This is a genomic window from Segetibacter sp. (genome assembly GCF_025963695.1).
Taxonomy (GTDB): domain Bacteria; phylum Bacteroidota; class Bacteroidia; order Chitinophagales; family Chitinophagaceae; genus Segetibacter.
Map to the genome: position 1 here is coordinate 42,876 of NZ_JAOQAH010000085.1, position 19,754 is coordinate 62,629.

Genomic DNA, 19,754 nt, shown 5'->3' on the forward strand with positions numbered 1-19,754 from the left:
CAGTTACCTTATTATGATTTTACCCTGGTGTAATTCTATAAACGCTCCATTGTCATAAGCTTTTCTTCCACTTAAATATGTTTGCTCAACTACTCCATATAGCTCTTTGCCAAGATAAGGTGTCAGCTTATGTTTATGCTGTACAATGTCTTCGCTAACCACAAACTTTTTCTCGGGGCTCCAAACCACCAGGTCGGCATCAAAGCCTTTTGCAATTTTGCCTTTAGACTTTTGCTTGCCTATTATATGTGATGGATTTTCGCTTAACCATTTCGCAATGTCGTTGACACTCGCTGATTTTCTCTTTGCTGCCGTCCATAAAACAGGTAGCGCAAATTGCAGTGAGGCTATACCGCCCCAGGCTTTGGTAAAACTGCCAGTTACTAATTGCTTCATTTTGGGCGGAGCAGGGGAGTGGTCTGTGGCAACAAAATCAATAATTCCGTCTTGCAGGGCCTGCCACAAAAGCTCGTTGTTTTCACTTTCCCTAATAGGTGGCGCACATTTAAACTGCGTTTGCCCGTCTGCAATTTCTTCTGCACTGAAGTATAAATAATGCTGGGCAGTTTCAACTGTTAATGGCAAACCTTGTTCTTTTGCTTTACTAATTCGTTCTATAGTATTGGCGGAAGATAAATGAACAATGTGTGTGTGGCAATTGTATTCTTCGCATAAACGGATGGCTAAATCAATTGCGTCATCTTCCCATTTTTTAGGTCGCGAAGAAAGATAGTTTTTATAAGAGTTAGGTTGAGCGTTTAGCGCTGAATGTTGAACGTTATCCGTTAGCTCGCAATGAACTAGTAATGGTACATTATGTTTTGCAATTACTGGCAACACTTTTCTTAAGTCTTCTTCTGTTGCATTTGGAAATTCATCAATACCTGAATGTGTTAGAAATGCTTTGAAACCTAAGACGCCCTTTTCTATCAAACCGACAATTTCATTTTCATTCCCCGGAACCACACCTCCCCAAATGCCAACATTTGTGTGCAGATTTTTTGTTGCTGCCGATAGTTTTTCCTCAAATGCTTTTACAGAAGTAGTTACGGGCGAAGAATTTAAAGGCATATCAACTAATGTTGTTATGCCACCTGCAAGCGCTGCTTTTGTTGCTGTTTCGAAACCTTCCCAGTCTGTTCTTCCCGGTTCGTTGATATGAACGTGCGGATCAATTATTCCGGCCATCAATATGGCGGTGCCGACGTCAACGATAGGGATATTAAGACTACCAGGTAATGCGCTCACAATGTCAACAATGAGTCCATCTTTAATCAAAACAAAAGCATCTTTAACCCCAGTTGGAAGAATAACATTTTTGCTTTTGATTATAAAGTCAACCATTTGCTATAGCAGTACACTTTAATTAAAGAGATCGAAATAAAAATAGAATTATATTTTTTAAATTGAGCAATTTTAATGCAAAGCAGCGTACTGAATTATGAAAATTAAACTGGGAAAGGATTCGTATGGAAAGAACGCTATAAACTTGTCTAAGATCGTCCGACACGAAGATTATCATGAATTCAGGCAGATATCGGTAAACGTATCGTTGCAGGGAGATTTTGAAACAGCATATACAGTTGGTGATAATACAAAAATTCTTCCTACCGATACTCAAAAAAATACGGTGTATGCTTTAGCTAAAGAGCACTTTGTATCATCTATCGAAGACTTTGCTTTGTATCTCGCCAATCATTTCTGTTCGAACAATGCCCATGTGTCGCGAACTACTATTGAAATTACGGAGCATTTATATAGTCGTATTTCGTTTGATGGCTTAGAACATCCTCATGCATATGCAGGTAGGGGAAATGAAAAGCATGTTACAACTGTTGTACAAGATTTAAATGGAAAAAGCGTTACATCAGGCATTAAAGGGTTGCTGATATTGAAGACAACAGGTTCTGCTTTTACAGATTACATAAAGGACCAGTACACGACACTAAAGGAAACGACTGAGAGGATTTTGGCAACTGAGTGCGAAGCCTTATGGCTCTACGATTCTCATAAACCGGATTTTACAAAATTATTCCCGCAGGTTAGGAATACACTTTTAAAAGCCTTTGCTTTTCATAAAAGCTTATCTGTTCAGCAAACATTATATGCTATGGGAGAGGAAGTGTTGAAAAAAAACGCTGAAGTGAAAGAGATCAGCCTGGTAATGCCGAACAAGCATCACATACCTTTTAACCTTCAGCAATTTGGTATAGAAAATAACAATGAAGTCTTTATTGCTACAGATGAGCCGTTTGGGTATATAACCGGGACGATTATAAGGGAGGAAGAAAATTGATCCATTTATTCTTATACTTCATTTTTTACCTTCACAATTTGCGCCGCAATGCTAATTGCAATTTCCTCAGGTGTCTGACTATTAATTTGTAAACCAACAGGAGCGTGGATCTTTTTTAATAACGCTTCATCAATACCCTCTTTTCTATAATCTGAAAGCATCTTTTCGATTTTCTTTTTGCTTCCTAATAATCCAAGGAACTTAAAGTCTGTATCCATCAGTGACCTAACAACAATGTCATCTGTTCGGTACCCAACCGTCATAACGACAAGGTAATTGTTTTCGTTTGGAGCTATCAGTGCTTTTAATTCTGAATAATCGTTAACAATCGTTTTTTGATGAGCATACGTGTTATCTAAAAAGGTTTTCAAGTTCTCCCGGTCGTCATATAAATGAATGTAGAAGTTTATGTCAGCCATCATTTTTGAAAGAGCCAAAGCACAATGTCCTGAACCGATTATATGAACGCTGTTCTTATAGCCAATCTGTTCTTCGTATACCCAATCTCCTTCTTCTTCGCCCAACCAAACATACTCAATCGGCTCCTCCGTATTATCTTCTTCAAAAGAAATTCCCCTATTTGATAGAGTGAACTTTCCAGGGCTATTATTCCCGATGCAACTAATAATACCCTCAATAGCCTTGGTATCTTCTACTTTTACTCTATAAACAAAATTGCTTTGTTCTCCCGAACAAATCATTCCACTTTGATAATTCAAAGATTTTTTATCATGTACTTGTCTATAAATGGCGGATTCTTTATTATCATCTTTCAGCTTGTTCTTCGCCATCTCCACAAACTTATGTTCCATAATACCTCCGCCAATAGACCCTTGCATTTCTCCTTTTGCATTTACGGCCATAAAAAAACCGGCTCTGCCTGGGCTGCTGCCAAAGCTTTCGAGGACATATAACAGCATAACCGGAATGTTTTCCCGAAGGCTTTCACTAATTAACTGCCACACTTGCAACTGTTTCTTCATCTTTTTTCTTGATCTCCTTTAATAATGGCCTTGGGTTAGAATAGAGGGCTAGTAAAGTTTTTTCAGGAGTCATGGGCGCGTCAAATGGAATGAGCGCTGAAGGATTAAAGGCTTTAATGGCATTTCGCAAGGCAAAGTAAGTACCAATACCATACATAAATGGCGGCTCGCCCACGGCTTTAGACCGAAAGATGGCAAGATTGTCTGTATTGTTCTCAAGAGAATCGATACTTATTTCTTTAGGCGCAGAATAAATATCAGGAACCTTATAAGTTGATAATGCATTTGATCTCAACCTGCCTTCTTTATCATAAATAATCTCTTCCATGGTCATCCAGCCTATGCCTTGTACAATGCCTCCTTCAATTTGTCCCCTGTCAATTGCAGGGTTCATACTCAACCCAAAGTCATGCACCACTTTCACTGCATCAACTTCATAAATACCGCGCAAGCAATCGACCGTTACCTCCGTTATAGCTGTACCATAAACATGATAAGCAAAAGCATGTCCCTTTTCTGCTGACTTGTCAAAATAAATTTCGGGTGTTGCATAGTTTGCATGTTCCGATAATCCAACCCTTTTCAGGTGGGCTGTATTTACCAATCTTTTCCAGTCTAAATCTGTTTTTGCATTATTTACAAATACCTGCTCATCCTTTATTTCAATGGTAGAAAACCCGACTCCTAATTCTTGTGCAGCCACTTTTTTCAGACGCTCTAAAATTCTTGTACAAGCTAACAGCGTTGCCTGGCCATTTAAATCAGCAGTAGCGCTTGCGGCTGATGGAGAGGTGTTTGCAATACGTGACGTACTGGTAGTTTGAAGTTTGATTTTATCCGGACTTATCGAAAAAACCCTCGCAGCTACCTGCAATATTTTTGTATTTACCCCTTGCCCCATTTCGACTGCGCCTGTACTTACGCTTACGCTTCCATCAAAGTATACGTGTACCAGCGCCCTTGCCTGGTTCATAGCAGTATTGGTAAAAGAAATACCAAAACAAACCGGCATAAGCGACAGCCCTTTTCTATAAATTTTATTTTTACTATTAAAGAGTGTTACCTCATTTCTTATTTTCTCAATATCATAAATCTTTTCTGCTTTGCTCCAGCAGGCCTCGGCTTCGCTAACCGCTTTTTGACCAAACGGAAATTCATCTCCTGTTTTAATCAAATTCTTCTTTTGAATAATAGCTGCATCTATTCCTAAAGCATCCGCAGCTTTTGTAATAGCCGACTCTATTACAAACATCGATTGTGGTCCGCCAAAACCACGAAAAGCAGTATTAGGTGGCAAATGTGTACGACAACTATAAGCCGTTGCTTTTACATTGGGAATAAAATAAGCGTTGGTACAATGCAATAAAGTTCGCTCCATTATTGCTGGAGATAAGTCGGCGGCAGCCCCGGCGTTTTGATAAAAGGTAGCTTCATAAGCAACCATCTTTAAATCTTTATCAAACCCAATTTTATAGTCCGAAGAATAAGGATGACGTTTGCCTGTCATCGCCATATCTTCCATCCGGTGTAACGAATATTTTACCGGCTTTCTTAACCTGTGTGCAGCAAGTGCACATAATGCAGCCCATGTATTAGCCTGGTCTTCTTTACCACCGAACCCCCCGCCCAAACGGGTTACATCTACTTCAACAAGATGCATTGGTAAACCCGTAACTCTACACGATGCCCTTTGCACAGCTGTTGGCCCTTGTGTAGATGAATACACTTTTAGCGCTCCATTTTCCTGGGGTATTACGTAAGCTCCCTGGGTTTCTATGTAAAGATGTTCCTGGCCGTTTGTGTCGGCAGCACCTTCAAAAACATGCGCGCAGCGCTCCCATGCGGTATCAACGTTTCCCAGGGTAAAAGTTCTTGGCGGAACAATAAGTGCGCCTTTTGCGTGCGCTTCTCTGGCATTCGTAATTGCAGGTAATAAATCAATATCAACCACAATTTTCTTTACTGCGGCCCGCGCCGCTTCACCCGAATCTGCTACAACAAAGGCTATTGGCATTCCGCAAAAATCAACCTCGTGTTCTGCAAAAAGTGGCTCATCGGGAATAATACCTCCGATCTGGTTTTCACCCGTAACATCTTTATAAGTAAAAACTTTCACAACCCCAGGCATCTGTTGCGCACCGGTGACATCTAGATTTGTAATATGGCCATGAGCAACCGGGGAGGCAAACGCAGCGCCAAAAAGGGTTCCGTTAATTAATGGAATATCATCTAAGTAAATAGACTCGCCTCTTGTATGTGTTTTAGAATCTATGTTTTGCATACCTCATTTTTTGGTTCCGGCCTCACTATTCCAATTGATCTTTTGTTGCGTCGCACCCTTGTACAGTTATTCTTTAATCTGCAACTAATCCCATGTTACTGCCAAACAGTTCCTCCATATTAAGTTGAGGAAACAACGTTATAAAATGAGCTTTAATTAGTTGACTTAGTAGGAGGCGTTTATACACTGCTGTTCCTCTTGCATCACTAATGGGATGGATTTCTGTTTGAGCTACATCTACTGCCTCTATAACAACCGCTTCAGTTACAGAATTTCCTATCAACATCAACGAAGTTCTTTCTAAGAATTTCGGTACAGGTCCAACGCCTCCTGCCGACAGATGGGCACCCGTTATAATTCCATCATCTACTGTAATACTTATGGCAGTATTTACACTCGCAATATCAAGATGAGTTCGTTTACTTACCTTTTCAAAATTAAAACGCGTTTTCTCATCAGGCAATTGAAACCAGATCTGTTCAATAAATTCTTCCGGTCTTTTATCCAGTGTTTTGTATCCTTTATAAAGTTCGCGTAACGGTACCTCCCGCCTTTCATTGCTATCACTTAACACCAACATGGCATCTAAGGCTAAAAAGAAAATAGTGAAATCACCAATCGGGGAAGCATTTATGAAGTTACCGGCAATAGTTGCCATGTTACGGATAGGTGTTGAGGAAATCAACTTTACCTGCTTATTGAAATTTGGAAAATACTCTTGTATAACCTCCGACTCCTGTAAATCAGTAACCGTAGCAGACGGGCCAATAAAACATTTATTACCTACTTTTCTAATGCCTTTTAAAACATCCTCGTTATATAAAAATTTTATCCCCGCTTCTTTTAGTTCCTCCGGTCTTTGAACATATATATCTGTTCCACCTCCTGCGAACTGTATGCTGGTTCCATGTTTACTCAACTCGCCGTTTAGTTGCAGCAATAATGTTTTTAACCTGTCTTTTATACCGGCAAAATATAAAGGCAGAATTTTATTATCGACAACAAATTCTAATATGTCTTCGTCACCCCTTTGCTGCATTAATTCAGATATCCTTCCTGCTGCACGTTCAATTGATTTATATCCGGTGCACCTGCAAATATTTCCGTCAATTGCAGCAACAGCATTTTGCGGTGTTGCTTCTTTTTTACTTAGACAAAATCCTGCTAAAGACACAACAAAACCTGGTGTGCAAAAACCACATTGAGTTGCAGAAGCATCAGACATGCATTGCTGAATAGGCATCAAATCATTCATATTGATACCCTCAATAGTAACAACATGTTTACCATGAATATTGCCTAATGGCGTAAGACATGAAGTAAATGAGCGGTAGCGTAATGTATTATTTTTAAGGTCACCTATTAATACCGTGCAGGCACCACAATCTCCTTCACGGCAGCCGATTTTAGTTCCTGTTAAGTGCTGATTATAACGGATAAAATCGAGCAGCAAACTTCCACAAGGTTCAGCGGTATTAACTTCTTTGTTATTTAAAATAAACTTTATCAACAGCTTCTTATTGCTTTTTTTAAAATTAAGATAACTACAGCAATAAAACGTCACGGATGCATCACGAATTGTAGCACCTGAATGGAAACCAGTTGGAGCTTCCAGGACCGACAATGGCATCTTACGCCGCAATTCAGGATGTACCCATAGCTGCGAAAGGCAGGTAAACTATTAAAGAGAATTGAAAGACCTCTGTAATTAATGCAATTAATGTTTGCAAGACAAATGGCGGAGTTCGGTTTTTAAGAATAAATGTTTTCTATCAATGCCGCCGCTACATCTAACTTGCATAAAACGATTTAATATGGATTTTGGAAAACTCTCTGCCGTGGAATTGAAATCGGCGGATCTTTCTTTGCCTCCCGATCCTGTGGCGAATAACTCTATTCTTACCAGTCAACCAATTAGTAATCCCAAAATTTATATTGGATGTGCGAAATGGGGCCGAACAGAATGGGTTGGTAAAATCTACCCCGAGGGAACTAAAGAGGCCAGGTTTCTTGATCACTACGTTGAGCACTATAATAGTATTGAACTAAACGCCACCCATTATAAAACATATCCTCCGTCATCTATACAAAAGTGGGCAGATAAGGCGGATGGAAAAGATTTTATTTTTTGCCCGAAGGTTCCCCAAACAATTAGTCATTATAGTTCGTTTGTAGATATTGAAGACAAAACCAATGCTTTTCTTGAAGGTATTTATGCTTTTGGAAAACATTTAGGCCCCATCTTTTTACAAGTAAGCGACCGGTTCTCACCTAAACGAAAAGACGCACTTCTGAAATATCTCGAAAGCCTGCCAACTGACCTGCAATTTTTCCTGGAGGTAAGAAATTCGGATTGGTTTAAAAGCAAAGAAGAAACTGACGCACTTCTTGCAATACTCAGGCAGTTGAATGTTGGATTTATTATAACTGATACTGCAGGCCGACGGGACTGTGTTCATATGTATTTAACCGTTCCGAAAGCCTTTATTCGTTTCGTTGGAAACAGTCTTGATACATCAGACTATTGTAGAATAGACGATTGGGTGAAACGAATAAAGTATTGGTTAGAGAACGGTTTAAGGGAGTTGTACTTTTTCATGCATATGCACGATGAAACGTATTCGCCCGAACTTTCTTCTTATTTAATTCAGAAGCTAAATAGTGAGTGCGGTTTGTTATTAAAAGAGCCGCTGTTTATATCAGAATTACCTTCAGACAAACTAAAAAAAGAATCGGGTGTTGGTTCAAAGGCAGGTAAAGGAAAAAACGATAATAATCAGGATAAGCTTTTTTAGTTCTGTTCGCCTTTGAAGGGGCAGCTTAGTGCGATAAAAGTACAAGTGAGTGACACAACAATGTTGAGTAAATTTTTGCTGTTCTGACACCCCAATTATCTTTTACATAACTGATTGTTGTTAACGGATCAACCAGTTTTTAGATGAAAATGAGGTAGCATAAGATTTGTATGACTAGCCCTAAAGTAAATAAATGGCAAAAAATGTAAAGATTAAATCAACAGAGGTGTTGTCAGATAATTTTTTTCCCTTAAAGAAGGTGAAATACGAGGTTGAAACGAGCCAGGGATCTGTTGAAGAGGTGTCGCGCGAAGTATATTTCTCTTCTAACGGAGCAACCGTATTATTATATAACAGGGAGAAAAGAACGGTTATACTCACCCGGCAATTCAGGCTGCCAACCTTCTTAAATAACCATCCTACGGGGATGATGATAGAGGCGTGTGCAGGAATTGTAGAAGATAATGAGGACCCTGTAGAAGGGATTAGGAGAGAAATAGAAGAAGAAACCGGTTATAAGGTAGAACCGGAGTCGGTTATAAAAATATACGAATTGTATAGCACACCGGGATCGGTAGCAGAAATGATACATTACTATGTGGCGGAGTACGATGCCGGACAAAAAGTGAGTGATGGGGGAGGTTTAGAGGAGGAAAAGGAAGATATAGACGTTATTGAACTTCCATTTGAAGAAGCGTTCATTAAGTTACATTCAGGAGAAATAAAGGATGCCAAAACGGTTATTCTATTGCAGTATGCAAGAATGTATTTGTTGAAAGAAGAAAAGGTGTTTGATTTATTGTAGAATAGAGCACTTCTTTGGGTTTTCGGCAAAGATTATTTATGCTCCACGAAAAGCAAATCGGCTGTCAAATTGAAAAGGTTCTACCTCAACAATGGTAACCTCACTTGTCATTGGATGAGACGGATTGATTAAGTAGTTCCAGTCCCCCGGTACGACCGCTGAAGGAACGCGTAAAGCCAGGTGTTTTAACTCTGCTGCAAACTGGTCTCCGATTTTTTGTGTGCTATCTGAGTGCGGGTTAGAGCGCCAGTCGGCAGGCATGTCTGCTTCAGCTAATTCAAGAATATCGGCAGTATCCGGAATTTGAATACTTATTAAAAAGTAATCGAGGGGTACGATGCCAAGGGGAATATGCATTGAAATTTCAGCGAAGGCTAACGCTCGGGACTGGCTGGTATAAAGCAGGGCAGTTCCTTTACTATTCCATCGGCCGCCGTACATTTCTGCGCCTTTTCCAGAAATGTCACGGTGATATTTACCTTTGCTTAATCTATAAACAATCATGCTAAAACACCATGTTCTATTCTTCCTAACTCATCCCTAACCATACTAATACCGAACTTTGTATCAAGTAAATCTTTTGGTGTTCTGCCCCCCAGTGAAATTGATTTGGAATTTAGCCAAACATTAAAGTTGTCTTTATCTCCAAATACCTCTACTCCATATGTGTAAAGCATGCTTAATTCAACAATTCTTTCGGATTGAATTGGTTGGAAGGATTTCTTTTCCTTTTGGTTTCGTTGAAGGGTGCGCTCAGACAATTGGAGGTAGTTTGCCCACTCGGTTAAAGAAAAAGGAGTATCAACAACAATTTGATTAAAGTCTTTGTAAGAAATGCCGTTCCTTACAATATCAATAATGCCAAGAACATTTTTGTCGTCGGTTGACTTGTATGAGAAAAACATTTCTGGTTGGCCTTTTGTTGTTTCAGCTATAATTGCGGGGTTGTGTCGAGCTTCTTTAGCGATGCCCTTTGAAGTAGCCTTAACTGCAGTTTTAATGGTGGCTTCTCTATTCATAAAGAAAATTTAAGCAAATTTAGGTAAATTGTCGTAATAATTATGCCAATTGTCGTAAACATAAAAATATGACTTCAAAATCAGAAAAGAGATTTTTTGTTTTACAGGCGGATCTCCTGGTTTGTTAATAAAGGGTTTTACACCGATAGCAGTGTGTTTAACTGCATTACATAGCTTTTCAATACGACCGCCTTCAACTGCAGCTTCAGTTAGAAATAGGTTTTAGTGCATTGCTTCTGCCGGATTAATCTTATTCCCTTTATTTCCTTTTACCATTAATACAAAAGGAATACAAATAAGAAACATTACACCGAGGTACAAAAATGCGTCCATATACGATAGCACTGCTGCTTGTTTCATAACGATGTAATCAAGCGATTTATAACCAGACTCTAGTGCACGTTCAGGAGAAATGCCTTTGTTCATAAAACCGTGTTGCAAACCGGCAACTCTTTGTTGCACTATAGGATTGTTAATGTCTAACTTACTCACCAAATCGTTTCGATGACTCATGTTCTGGCGGGCTAAAAAAGTAGTTATCATAGCTACTCCAAACGAACCGCCCAGTTGCCGCATCATACCAGTAAAGGCCGCACCCTGTCCAATCTGTTGCCCTTTTAATGTAGAAAGTGAAAGCGTGGTAATCGGGATAAATAGCATACCCATACCAATACCGCGAACAATAAGCATCCAGAAGAAAGCGTCTTTGCTGGTATCCGGAGTAATTATTTTATACCCCCAAAAGCTATATGCAAAAAACAGCAGCATTCCTAATGCAACCAGGTACTGTTGTGGTACACCTCGTTGCAATAATTGCCCTATAATGGGCATCATAAACGCCGTTGTTAGTGCTGCAGGTATCATCAGCATACCTGATTGAGTGGCAGTCCAACCTAAGGTTGACTGGGTGTATAAAGGGATAATGAAAGTAGAGCCGTATAGCCCAAATCCCAAAATGAACGATAAAATGGTTCCAACCCGCAGGTTAGCATTTCTTAAAACTCTAAGGTCGACAATCGGGTTGCGAAAAGTAAGTTCGCGCCATATAAAAAAGAAGAAACCAAAAACAGCCAAGACAGCACAGGTAGTAATACCAAGGCTTTCGAACCAATCTTCGTCTTGTCCTCTTTCAAGCACAAATTGTAAAGAGCCAACGGCAAGCGCCAGCAAACCAATACCTGCCCAATCAACGTCTTTTGCTGCGCTCTTTTCTCCATATTTAGGGCTTCTTACAAACTGAAGCGTAAGCAAAGTGGCGATGATGCCTATGGGAATATTTATGTAAAATATAAAAGGCCACGAAAAACTGTCTGTTATATAACCACCCAGTGGTGGCCCTAGCGTAGGACCGATAATTACTCCCAAACCATAAATTGCCTGAGCCATTCCACGTTTTTCGACCGGGTAACTTTCAGTTATAATTGTCTGTGATGTAACCAACAGGGCTCCTCCGCCAATACCCTGTAAAAACCTGAATGCTACCAGTTCCCAAATGCCGTTTGCGTTGCCACATAAGAATGAGCAAACCGTGAAAAGAATGATAGAAGCAGCAAAATAGTTTCTTCGGCCAAACTGCTGCGATAGCCAGCTAGTCATTGGTACCACAATTACATTACCAATAGCATAAGCAGTAATTACCCAACCTACTTCTGTCATGGTTGCGCCAAGGTTGCCCCGCATATCGTTCAGCGCCACATTTACAATAGTGGTATCCACAATTTCCAGCAGTGCACAAAGAATTGCTGTTATGGTTATAATCACCCGCCTCGACCCATACTCAACTAAAGAATCAGCCTGTTGCATATTTTAAAAGTCATTAAGTTCTTAAAGTCAATAGAGAATAGTCACTCGGTTAGTGAGGGTATTTGGTGCGTCAAGTAAGGAAGAGCTATTTTGCACTGTCCCGGTTTTCAATTTATTTTTGGCTGGTATTCGTGAACCAGTAATAAGTACTTTTTGGTGGCCGTAACTAGTTGCTACTATTAAACTTTTGTTGCGTCGCACCCTTCAACATTTTTTCGTCTTTCTGCAAAAGTGAAAGTGCCGCATTGCCCGGCAAACAAAAGTTCAGCTTTTTACAATAGTACAAGTGAGTGACACAACCGGGGCTGAGGGATGATTTCGTGCCCGTCACAAAATCATCCTCCACGAATTCCAGCTTAAAACAACTTTCTTACTTTTTAGGTCTAATAACCATTGATTAACTAACCGGATTATTAATCCAAATGCACATCCACATCTACGTTCATTCCCGGTCTTAATTGTTTGATCAGGGAATCATCAGGTCGCGCAAACTCAATTCTTACCGGAAGTCTTTGAACAACTTTTATAAAGTTTCCTGAGGCATTATCCGGAGGCAATAAAGCAAAGCGGGCACCGGTTGCAGGTGAGAATGAAGAAAGTTTTGCTTCAAAATTATGACCGGGGAAAGCATCTACATGCACAACCACTTTTTGACCAATTCTCATTTTGTCAAACTGTGTTTCCTTAAAGTTTGCAACAACCCACAAGTCGTCACTAAGCACTATGCTAAACAAAGACTGTCCTGCCTGTAAAAATTGACCGGGCTGCACATTTACTTTCGAAACCAATCCATCTGCGGGTGCAGTAATCACTGAATAAGAAAGGTTCAGTTTTGCCTCATCCACATCAACCTGCCGTTGTTTAATAACTGAGCTGGCAACCTTTATTTGCGAAGCGGTTGCTCCACTTTGAGACGAAATGGCGCTTGATTGAGATGCTGCCTCTTTTCTTTGTTCCTGTAAAATTTCAATTTGTTTTTCAGCAGTTTGTTTTGCTGCTAACGCCTGCTCGTATTGTTGCTGGGTAATAGAGTGGTCTTTAATCAGATTGGCATAACGATCAAAATCTTGCGTTGCCCTGGTAAGGTTTATTCTTGCTGCTTCAATTTGGGCGTCAATTGTACCTATAGATGCCTGCACAGGCGCTATATTAGACTGAGCGGCGGAGGAGGAAGTTCTTGCTACACCCAGGTTACTTTGGGCGGTTGCAAACGCTGCCTCAGCTTGTTCAATTTTAAGTCTTAAATCTCTTTGATCTAAGATCAAAAGCGTATCTCCTTTGCGAACTCTTTGGTTGTCTTTAACCCTGACCTCGTCAACATATCCCGAAACCCTGGGAATAACAGGGCTTATGTTAGCCTCTACCTGTGCATCATCGGTTTCTTCGTGGTGCTGGTTATGAATATATTTAGAGGTTCCAAACCATCCGCCGGCAACTATCAGTATTAATAAAATGATTGGAAATACTTTGCTGCGTTTCGGCTTTTCGATACTGGTAGTAGTCGCTGTTTCCTTTTTTACGTTTCCCTGCGTGTCCATAAAAGTACTTTATGTTGGTTTTTTATTTTATTTCTGTCTGATTAAGTAATAAGCCCGCTGTCTGTAAAAGTTTGTTGTACGCTACAGAAGCATCGGCTTTTGCAAATGCAGCATTTAACCTCGCCTGCAACTGTGCAATATCAGCATCAAGCAAATCTGTGGTGGTTGCCAGCTGATTTTGAAACTTGTTTCTTACGATCCTGTAATTTTCTTCAGCTTGCGTTGTGGCGGTTTGGTATACTTCCATTTTCTTCCTCCATGAAAGATAGTTTTGATAAGCCTGGTTCACTTCCAAACGGATGTTATCGGTCAGCATTTCTTCACTTGCTTCCAACTGTTTTTCCCTGGCTTTCGCCTGCTCAACCTGCGAATTCTTCCATAAAGACGACAAGCTATATTGTACGCCTACGCCTATATTTATGGCATTTGTAACTGTAAGCACATTCGGAATGTCGGCAGCAACATATCCGCCGGTTAGTGCAAGTGAAGGAAGACTTCCTCCTTTTGCAGCTTTTACACCGGTGCTTGCAGCTTTTTTACGTAAACCTAATGCCGCAATGTCTTTTCGGTTTTGTATACTCAGCTGTACATAATCTTCAACAGGTTTTAATTGCGCGTCAGATAGCTGCAGGTCTGTTTCATTTACTGTCAGCACTGTAGTATCTGGTAAACCTAACATCAGGTTCATATTTATGTTGGCGAGTCGCCAATTGTTCTCAGCATCTAATAATGATAACTCGGTATTTGATTGTTGCAATTGTGACTTCAATAAATCGTTGCGGGGAAGAATACCATTTTTTTCGAGGTTCGAAAAATCCTTTACTCTTTGTCGGGCTCCTTGTAAGCTTTCATTTACCAGGTCAACTGCAGCTCTCGATTTGTAAAGGTTGTCAAACGCATTAATAGTGTTTAGCACAACTGCTTCACGATCGTTGTCTGCATCAAGCTTTGCAGCTTCTTCCAGGTATTTCGATGATTCTATGCCGTATCGTATTCTCAATCCTGAATAAATAGGTAAGGAGGCATGTAGCATTCCATACATAGCCGACGACGGTTGTCCGGAACTTTGCTGCGTTGTTCCGGTAGTACCTGTACCACCCGAATTACTGCCCAGCTTTGCTTTAACATTTACATTAGGACTGTTTAACCGCAGATAAGATCCTGATACTCCTGCTTCAGGTAGTTTGCGTTCCACAGCTTCTCTCAAAGCTGCAGTAGCCTCTTCAATCTTTGCTTTGCTTTCTTTTAGTTGTTTGCTGTTTTTGATGGCTAAATCAATGGCTTCTTTTAACGTAATAGTTCTACTTCGTTGTGCCGATAATTGATTCGGCTTTGCTAACATTACCGTCAGCAGTAGTATAAAAGCTGATAAGAATTTATGCTTCATAACTCAATAGTGCTTTAAATAGGAATTTTATGTGAACGCTTAGTTTTTGTTTCATTTGTTCGAAGAACTGGTCGTCGGGTATATTTTGCAACTCATTAAACTCTTTATAATAATCCAGGGTAAGCAACATTTGTGTGATACAACCTATGAGTGTATTCATTAATAATAGAACGTCAACATTTTTTCTAAAGACCTTTTTTTGCTGCCCATCTTTTATAAGCTTGTTAATGGACTCAACATTTTTCTTCTTTAAGTCACCTATAAGTTTTACAATAACAGGGTTTTTGTTGATTACCTGTTCACACATCATGATTTTAAAAAACTGCTGCTTTTGCATAACTCTTTCAATATAAGAGTCCACCAAATCTTCCATTTTTTGCATAGGCCCTATTTCCTCATTTTGCAACAAGCTTTCGATTTGCATGTTTATATCATCAGACCTGCGGCTAAACAATGCCTCCATTAATTTTTCTTTTGAACCAAAGTAGTAGGAGATCATAGCCACATTTACTCCTGCTTCATCTGCAATATCTCTAACTGAAGTGCCGTCGAATCCATTCAAAGAGAAAAGGAGTTCGGCGGTAGTTAAGATTTGTGTTTGCTTTTCGCTGTAGTTCATGTTTTTAAGATTCAGGACACAAAATTAAACAAACGTTTGACTTAAAACAAACGTTTGTTTAACTTTGCATTTGAAATTTTTATAACGAATAGCCAAATTTTGTCACCGAGGGCATGTAAGATGTTTTTTCCTTTGTGGAAAAGTTGGGAGGTATGCCAATTGCTTTAGCGGTATTGTGGAAACCGATAATATTTGTCTTTTGTGTGGTCGCCCATTAGCGGAGCCTGCTAATAAACATCACTTGATACCGGTAAGCAAAGGAGGGAAAAACACGCCTACTATTTTGCTACACAAAGTTTGTCACGATAAAATTCACGCTGTTTTCACTGAGAATGAACTGAAGCGGGAGTATAACACAATTGAGCTTTTACAGCAGCAGGTAGAAATAGCCAGCTTTATTAATTGGGTTCGTAAAAAAGAACCGGAGTTTTACGATAAGTCTGTTAAAACCAGGAGTAGAAGGGGAAAATAAAAGCTTTTGTTTTACAAAGGTGGTGGTTTAGCATAACCATTTTTATCTGGATCAGCGTTTTAAGGGAGACCCCGAAACAAGGGTTCTGCCTGGTTTGCTTGTGTTTGGGCGTTCGTGCAGTTTTTAATTACTTGCCTAAAAAATTTCACCAACTCCTCTACATGATAATCAAACATAAACAAGTGCCTTTGGCTCCAGGTATTCTTCCTTAAACCAGACATCAGCTCTTTGTTCCTCATCAACCTGCCCAGTTCCTCCATATCGTTAAACAGTAGTCCCACTTCCAGTTTTTTCACTAAAGACTGTGTGGCCACAATGTGTTCTCCATTGTCTCTTTGCAACATAGGTACACCCGCAAGTGCCAATGTGGCCATTCGTGCAGGTATGTTTAAGTCATCCCAATTGGAACGTTTGATTTCGCCGCCATTTTCGCTTCTAAAAAAATGAAGCCATCCTGCGTCATATTTCGAAAATTCTGTCACCCACTTCTCCTGGTCAACGTTTGGATGAATATGAAGAAACCCGGGGGCCATCAGGTGTGTTTTCTCAATCCACTGTTTCCATTGCCCATGGGTAAAATCGCCGTAAAAATGCAAGTGAATTTTTTGTTGGGCCAATTCTACTACCGTATGCGGATGTAATCCAATGGGCCTTCCCGGAACAACTGTGTGAAACTCCTCCGGAGTGCCTTCTGACAATAATGGCGACTGTGGCTGATCAAACCAATCTTTTTTTGGCAAATCTCCATCCAGCACATAGTCTAATGAATGTTTTTCTTTAATGGTAAATTCATCCAGCCAGCATTTCATTTCTTCACTTGTATATATCCGTCCATCCGATTTATTGTATAATTCTATCAATTCATTCCAGGTGCCTTTTTCCATACAGATAAAAGGGCCCTCTTTAAAGTGCCATACAAACGGAATTCCTGTATTTGCTTTTAACACCTTATGGCAAATTGGAACAGCCTGCCAATTGAGTAACGCGTAGATAATGTCTGGCTGAATCCTTTTTATTTCATCCTCCCAGTTTTCTGCAGATATATCTTCCACATGGCCAAAGGGTAGGGGGCCAACGTAATTATACCAATAAGGTTGCTCCATCCACAAACCATACAACTTGTGTCCTTGTTCTTCAAGTGCCAGTACTCGTTCTGCATTGTAAGCGAGTTCACCCACCAGCAGAATTTTCAAGGCATTTTCTTTTAACGGCGTAGATACTCTTTCCCGGTAAGAAGCATATCGTTCTACCTCGTTCATAAAGTTGCCTTTGGTTGTATGATAAATCAAAGGCTCACTAATATTATAATAAGACCTAAACGTGTTGATACCACCAACCGGTTCCTGCATCACTTTATAACGCTGGTTTGGATGGTCAACCCACTCGCAGCTCACTCGGTCAGTGGCCACCCGGTCCCCTTGCAATTTGCTCCAAAACAAACGGTTCAGGTCGTCGCTCTCCAATTCTTTTCTTTCGGTCCATCTCGCGTCTGTCTTTTTATGCATTACCTGCACCAGTTGCAACCATTCGTTGTTTACAGGGCCTTCAGCACGGCGGTTGTAATGGTGACGAACAGACGAATATGCTAAAATTGCATTTTCATTTTGCCTCAATGTATCATATAAAGATTGAAAGTGAGCCCGGTAAATAACATCATCCGAAGGAAGATAAGTTATATAAGAGCCAAAGGCTATGGAAAGTCCTAAATTCAAACAGGCGCCCAAACCCTTGTTGTGCCTGTTTCTGTAGTATCGAATTCTTGGGTCCGTTAAAAACGGTTGGATAATTTCTTCCGTATTATCAGGAGAACTGTCGTCTATAATTATCAATTCCCAATTGTCAAAAGTCTGGTCAAGTAAAGAAGCAATAGCACGACGTATAAAAGGTTCGTGCTTGTATGTCGGCATTATTACAGAAACAACAGGATTCTTCATATCCATACAATTTGCTTAATTCTTCTTTTGTTGTAATTTTTTGTTGCCCGCTTTTGTTCTTTGTGGATCTTTTGTTGTGTCACTCACTTGTGCATTTGAGTCAAGTGCATCGGGGAGACAAGTATTAAGTAGGTTGATTACGTATCTTTTGCAGTAATTGCATGATGCTTTCCCTGTAGCATAAACCTTTTGCTTTGTTCGATTGCATCCATTACTTGTTCAAGAATTGCTTCGACCGGTTTGTCGTAATCAATTACCAAAGGTTCTTTGAACCTCACTGATAACAGTGATCCTTTCTTTTTAAAAGCAAGTCCTTTTTTATTAAATGCTCTCCAGAAGCCATTGATGACAACCGGAACAACAATAGGTCTGTGGTTTTTAATTATATAAGCAGTGCCTTTTCTTGCCGGTGCAAAAGGTTTTGTGGTACCCTGCGGAAAAGTAATTACCCAACTATCAGCTAATGCTCTTTGTATTTTTCTCGTATCAGAAGGGTCAAGGCCGCGCCGTACTTCTTTGCCCTCCGCCTTCCAGGTACGCTTCACAGTGAGAGCGCCGCCGAGTGCGAAAAAGCGACTAATCCAGCTTCCTTTCATTGTTTCTTCAGCAGCTACATAATACACGTTTGTAAAAGGATTTAATAAATAAACCGGGAAACCTAGTTTGTTTTGTCTTCTCCATTTTACTGCACAAAAAATATGGAGGAAAGTAATCACATCTGCAAAATAAGTTTGATGATTACTTACAAAAAGAACATTTCCCTTAGGAAGGTTTTCAATATGTTCTGTTCCTTCAATTTTCAGCTTATTTATCATTGCCAGCATTGGATACGACACAACGCCTACCATAGCATACAATACTGACCGAAACAGCCTTATATTTTTAAATTTATCAACAACTGAACTCATTATAGTTATTTAACCCAGCAATTAGAGCGAGTGCAAAATAAGGAATGTAAATGCAATGTTAAGACCAGAGTGATATAATTTTTATTTTGTGTAATCGTTGATATAATTACTCTTTAAAAAAAATAAAATTATGAACAGAATATTTGGTTGTGTGCTGGCAATGTTTAGTTTGATAAGTATTGATGCAATAAGCCAGGAACCAGTAAAGCAGAGAACGATCAATGTATCGGGAATAGCTGAAATGGAAGTGGTGCCCGACGAGATTTACGTACAGGTTGATTTGCGGGAGTATGATAAAAAAGGTGGGGCCAAAATAGATATAGATGCAATAAAGAATGATTTTTTAAAAGCGGCAATAAGCATTGGTTTAAATCAAAGCGACATAAGCGTTCAGGGCTACCAGGGTTGGGATGGTAACTTATGGATTTATAAAAAGAACAAAAAAAAGAACCCCGATTTAAAAGCAAGCATTACCTATGAGGTAAAATTAGCTACGACAAAAAAGTTGGATGAACTTGTACAGAAACTGGACGATGAAGCCACCCAAAATTTTTTTATCTCAAGAGTAAGTCACAGCAAGTTACAAGAGTTCAAAAGGCAGCTCAAAGTACAGGCAGTAAAAGCTGCACGGGACAAAGCAATATATCTCGCTGAAGCCATAAATGAAAAGGCTGGAGAGGCCGTTACTATAAACGAGCCGAATGAAGTGGTTTCCTATCCTCAGCCAGTTTATGCTAATAGAATGATGAAAGCGGAAGCGATGGCAACCAGTAGCGACGCGCCGGTTTCCAATATTGACTTTAAAAAAATAAAGCTTCAATTTGAAGTGAATGCAACTTTTGCATTGAAATAGGGGCGGTATTTAAAAATCAAATATTACAAGTAGGTTTTGCAAGTCTCACTGTTTATCTATG

At 39.8% G+C, this 19,754-nt stretch carries 17 protein-coding genes; 5 read left to right on the forward strand and 12 right to left on the reverse strand.

All coding sequences use genetic code 11. The features are described 5' to 3' along the window. Window positions 1-3: 3 nt before the first annotated feature. Window positions 4-1,344 (reverse strand): allantoinase AllB, encoded by a 1,341-nt coding sequence (allB, locus tag JWR87_RS14695; protein WP_297821405.1) that lies wholly within the window; start codon window positions 1,342-1,344, stop codon window positions 4-6. A 97-nt stretch (window positions 1,345-1,441) separates the two neighbouring features. Between allB and pucL the strand changes: the two genes are divergently transcribed. Continuing rightward, window positions 1,442-2,296, forward strand: coding sequence for a factor-independent urate hydroxylase (gene pucL / locus JWR87_RS14700; RefSeq protein ID WP_297821407.1), 855 nt, complete (start codon window positions 1,442-1,444; stop codon window positions 2,294-2,296). An 11-nt stretch (window positions 2,297-2,307) separates the two neighbouring features. On the opposite strand, the gene JWR87_RS14705 is transcribed toward pucL, so the two are convergent. The 3 genes from JWR87_RS14705 to JWR87_RS14715 form a co-directional block, all read right to left on the reverse strand. Then, complete coding sequence (locus JWR87_RS14705) at window positions 2,308-3,279, reverse strand: XdhC/CoxI family protein (protein WP_297821409.1); 972 nt, start codon at window positions 3,277-3,279, stop codon at window positions 2,308-2,310. Next, window positions 3,245-5,560 carry a molybdopterin cofactor-binding domain-containing protein gene (locus tag JWR87_RS14710; protein WP_297821411.1) on the reverse strand — a complete coding sequence of 772 codons (2,316 nt, stop codon included), beginning with the start codon at window positions 5,558-5,560 and terminating at the stop codon, window positions 3,245-3,247. Before JWR87_RS14710 ends, JWR87_RS14705 begins: the two co-directional genes overlap by 35 nt. Before the next feature lie 73 nt (window positions 5,561-5,633). After that, a complete protein-coding gene (locus JWR87_RS14715) occupies window positions 5,634-7,070 on the reverse strand; it encodes an FAD binding domain-containing protein (RefSeq protein WP_297821413.1) in 1,437 nt (478 codons plus the stop codon). Between the two features lie 304 nt (window positions 7,071-7,374). On the opposite strand from JWR87_RS14715, the gene JWR87_RS14720 reads away from it, so the two are divergent. Next, a complete protein-coding gene (locus JWR87_RS14720; protein ID WP_297821415.1) occupies window positions 7,375-8,355 on the forward strand; it encodes a DUF72 domain-containing protein in 981 nt (326 codons plus the stop codon). 193 nt (window positions 8,356-8,548) lie between these two features. Next, window positions 8,549-9,160 carry an NUDIX domain-containing protein gene (locus JWR87_RS14725; RefSeq protein WP_297821417.1) on the forward strand — a complete coding sequence of 204 codons (612 nt, stop codon included), beginning with the start codon at window positions 8,549-8,551 and terminating at the stop codon, window positions 9,158-9,160. A gap of 36 nt (window positions 9,161-9,196) precedes the next feature. Here JWR87_RS14725 and JWR87_RS14730 read toward each other — a convergent pair whose 3' ends face one another. The 6 genes from JWR87_RS14730 to JWR87_RS14755 form a co-directional block, all read right to left on the reverse strand. Then, window positions 9,197-9,664 (reverse strand): RES family NAD+ phosphorylase, encoded by a 468-nt coding sequence (locus JWR87_RS14730; protein ID WP_297821419.1) that lies wholly within the window; start codon window positions 9,662-9,664, stop codon window positions 9,197-9,199. Further along, window positions 9,661-10,179 (reverse strand): antitoxin Xre/MbcA/ParS toxin-binding domain-containing protein, encoded by a 519-nt coding sequence (locus tag JWR87_RS14735; protein ID WP_297821420.1) that lies wholly within the window; start codon window positions 10,177-10,179, stop codon window positions 9,661-9,663. The genes JWR87_RS14730 and JWR87_RS14735 overlap by 4 nt, the downstream gene beginning before the upstream one ends. A gap of 222 nt (window positions 10,180-10,401) precedes the next feature. After that, window positions 10,402-11,982, reverse strand: a complete 1,581-nt coding sequence (locus JWR87_RS14740) for a DHA2 family efflux MFS transporter permease subunit (protein ID WP_297821422.1) — start codon at window positions 11,980-11,982, stop codon at window positions 10,402-10,404. A gap of 413 nt (window positions 11,983-12,395) precedes the next feature. Beyond that, window positions 12,396-13,520 carry an HlyD family secretion protein gene (locus JWR87_RS14745; protein WP_297821424.1) on the reverse strand — a complete coding sequence of 375 codons (1,125 nt, stop codon included), beginning with the start codon at window positions 13,518-13,520 and terminating at the stop codon, window positions 12,396-12,398. 22 nt (window positions 13,521-13,542) lie between these two features. Then, the gene (locus JWR87_RS14750) at window positions 13,543-14,907 is read right to left on the reverse strand and encodes a TolC family protein (RefSeq protein ID WP_297821426.1); all 1,365 of its coding nucleotides are present in this window, start codon (window positions 14,905-14,907) and stop codon (window positions 13,543-13,545) included. Next, entirely contained in the window at window positions 14,897-15,526 is a 630-nt protein-coding gene (locus JWR87_RS14755) for a TetR/AcrR family transcriptional regulator (protein ID WP_297821428.1), read from the reverse strand. Before JWR87_RS14755 ends, JWR87_RS14750 begins: the two co-directional genes overlap by 11 nt. 175 nt (window positions 15,527-15,701) lie before the next feature. Between JWR87_RS14755 and JWR87_RS14760 the strand changes: the two genes are divergently transcribed. Then, window positions 15,702-15,998: an HNH endonuclease signature motif containing protein gene (locus tag JWR87_RS14760; protein WP_297821430.1), complete on the forward strand. Its 297-nt coding sequence runs from the start codon at window positions 15,702-15,704 to the stop codon at window positions 15,996-15,998. Window positions 15,999-16,057: 59 nt separating this feature from the next. Here the strand turns inward: JWR87_RS14760 and JWR87_RS14765 are convergent, their stop codons facing one another. Together JWR87_RS14765 and JWR87_RS14770 are read right to left on the reverse strand one after the other, a co-directional pair. Continuing rightward, window positions 16,058-17,932, reverse strand: a complete 1,875-nt coding sequence (locus JWR87_RS14765; RefSeq protein WP_297821432.1) for a glycosyltransferase family 2 protein — start codon at window positions 17,930-17,932, stop codon at window positions 16,058-16,060. A gap of 137 nt (window positions 17,933-18,069) precedes the next feature. Beyond that, the gene (locus JWR87_RS14770) at window positions 18,070-18,840 is read right to left on the reverse strand and encodes a lysophospholipid acyltransferase family protein (protein ID WP_297821434.1); all 771 of its coding nucleotides are present in this window, start codon (window positions 18,838-18,840) and stop codon (window positions 18,070-18,072) included. Window positions 18,841-18,970: 130 nt separating this feature from the next. On the opposite strand from JWR87_RS14770, the gene JWR87_RS14775 reads away from it, so the two are divergent. Continuing rightward, the gene (locus JWR87_RS14775) at window positions 18,971-19,693 is read left to right on the forward strand and encodes an SIMPL domain-containing protein (protein WP_297821436.1); all 723 of its coding nucleotides are present in this window, start codon (window positions 18,971-18,973) and stop codon (window positions 19,691-19,693) included. The last annotated feature ends 61 nt before the right edge of the window (window positions 19,694-19,754 follow it).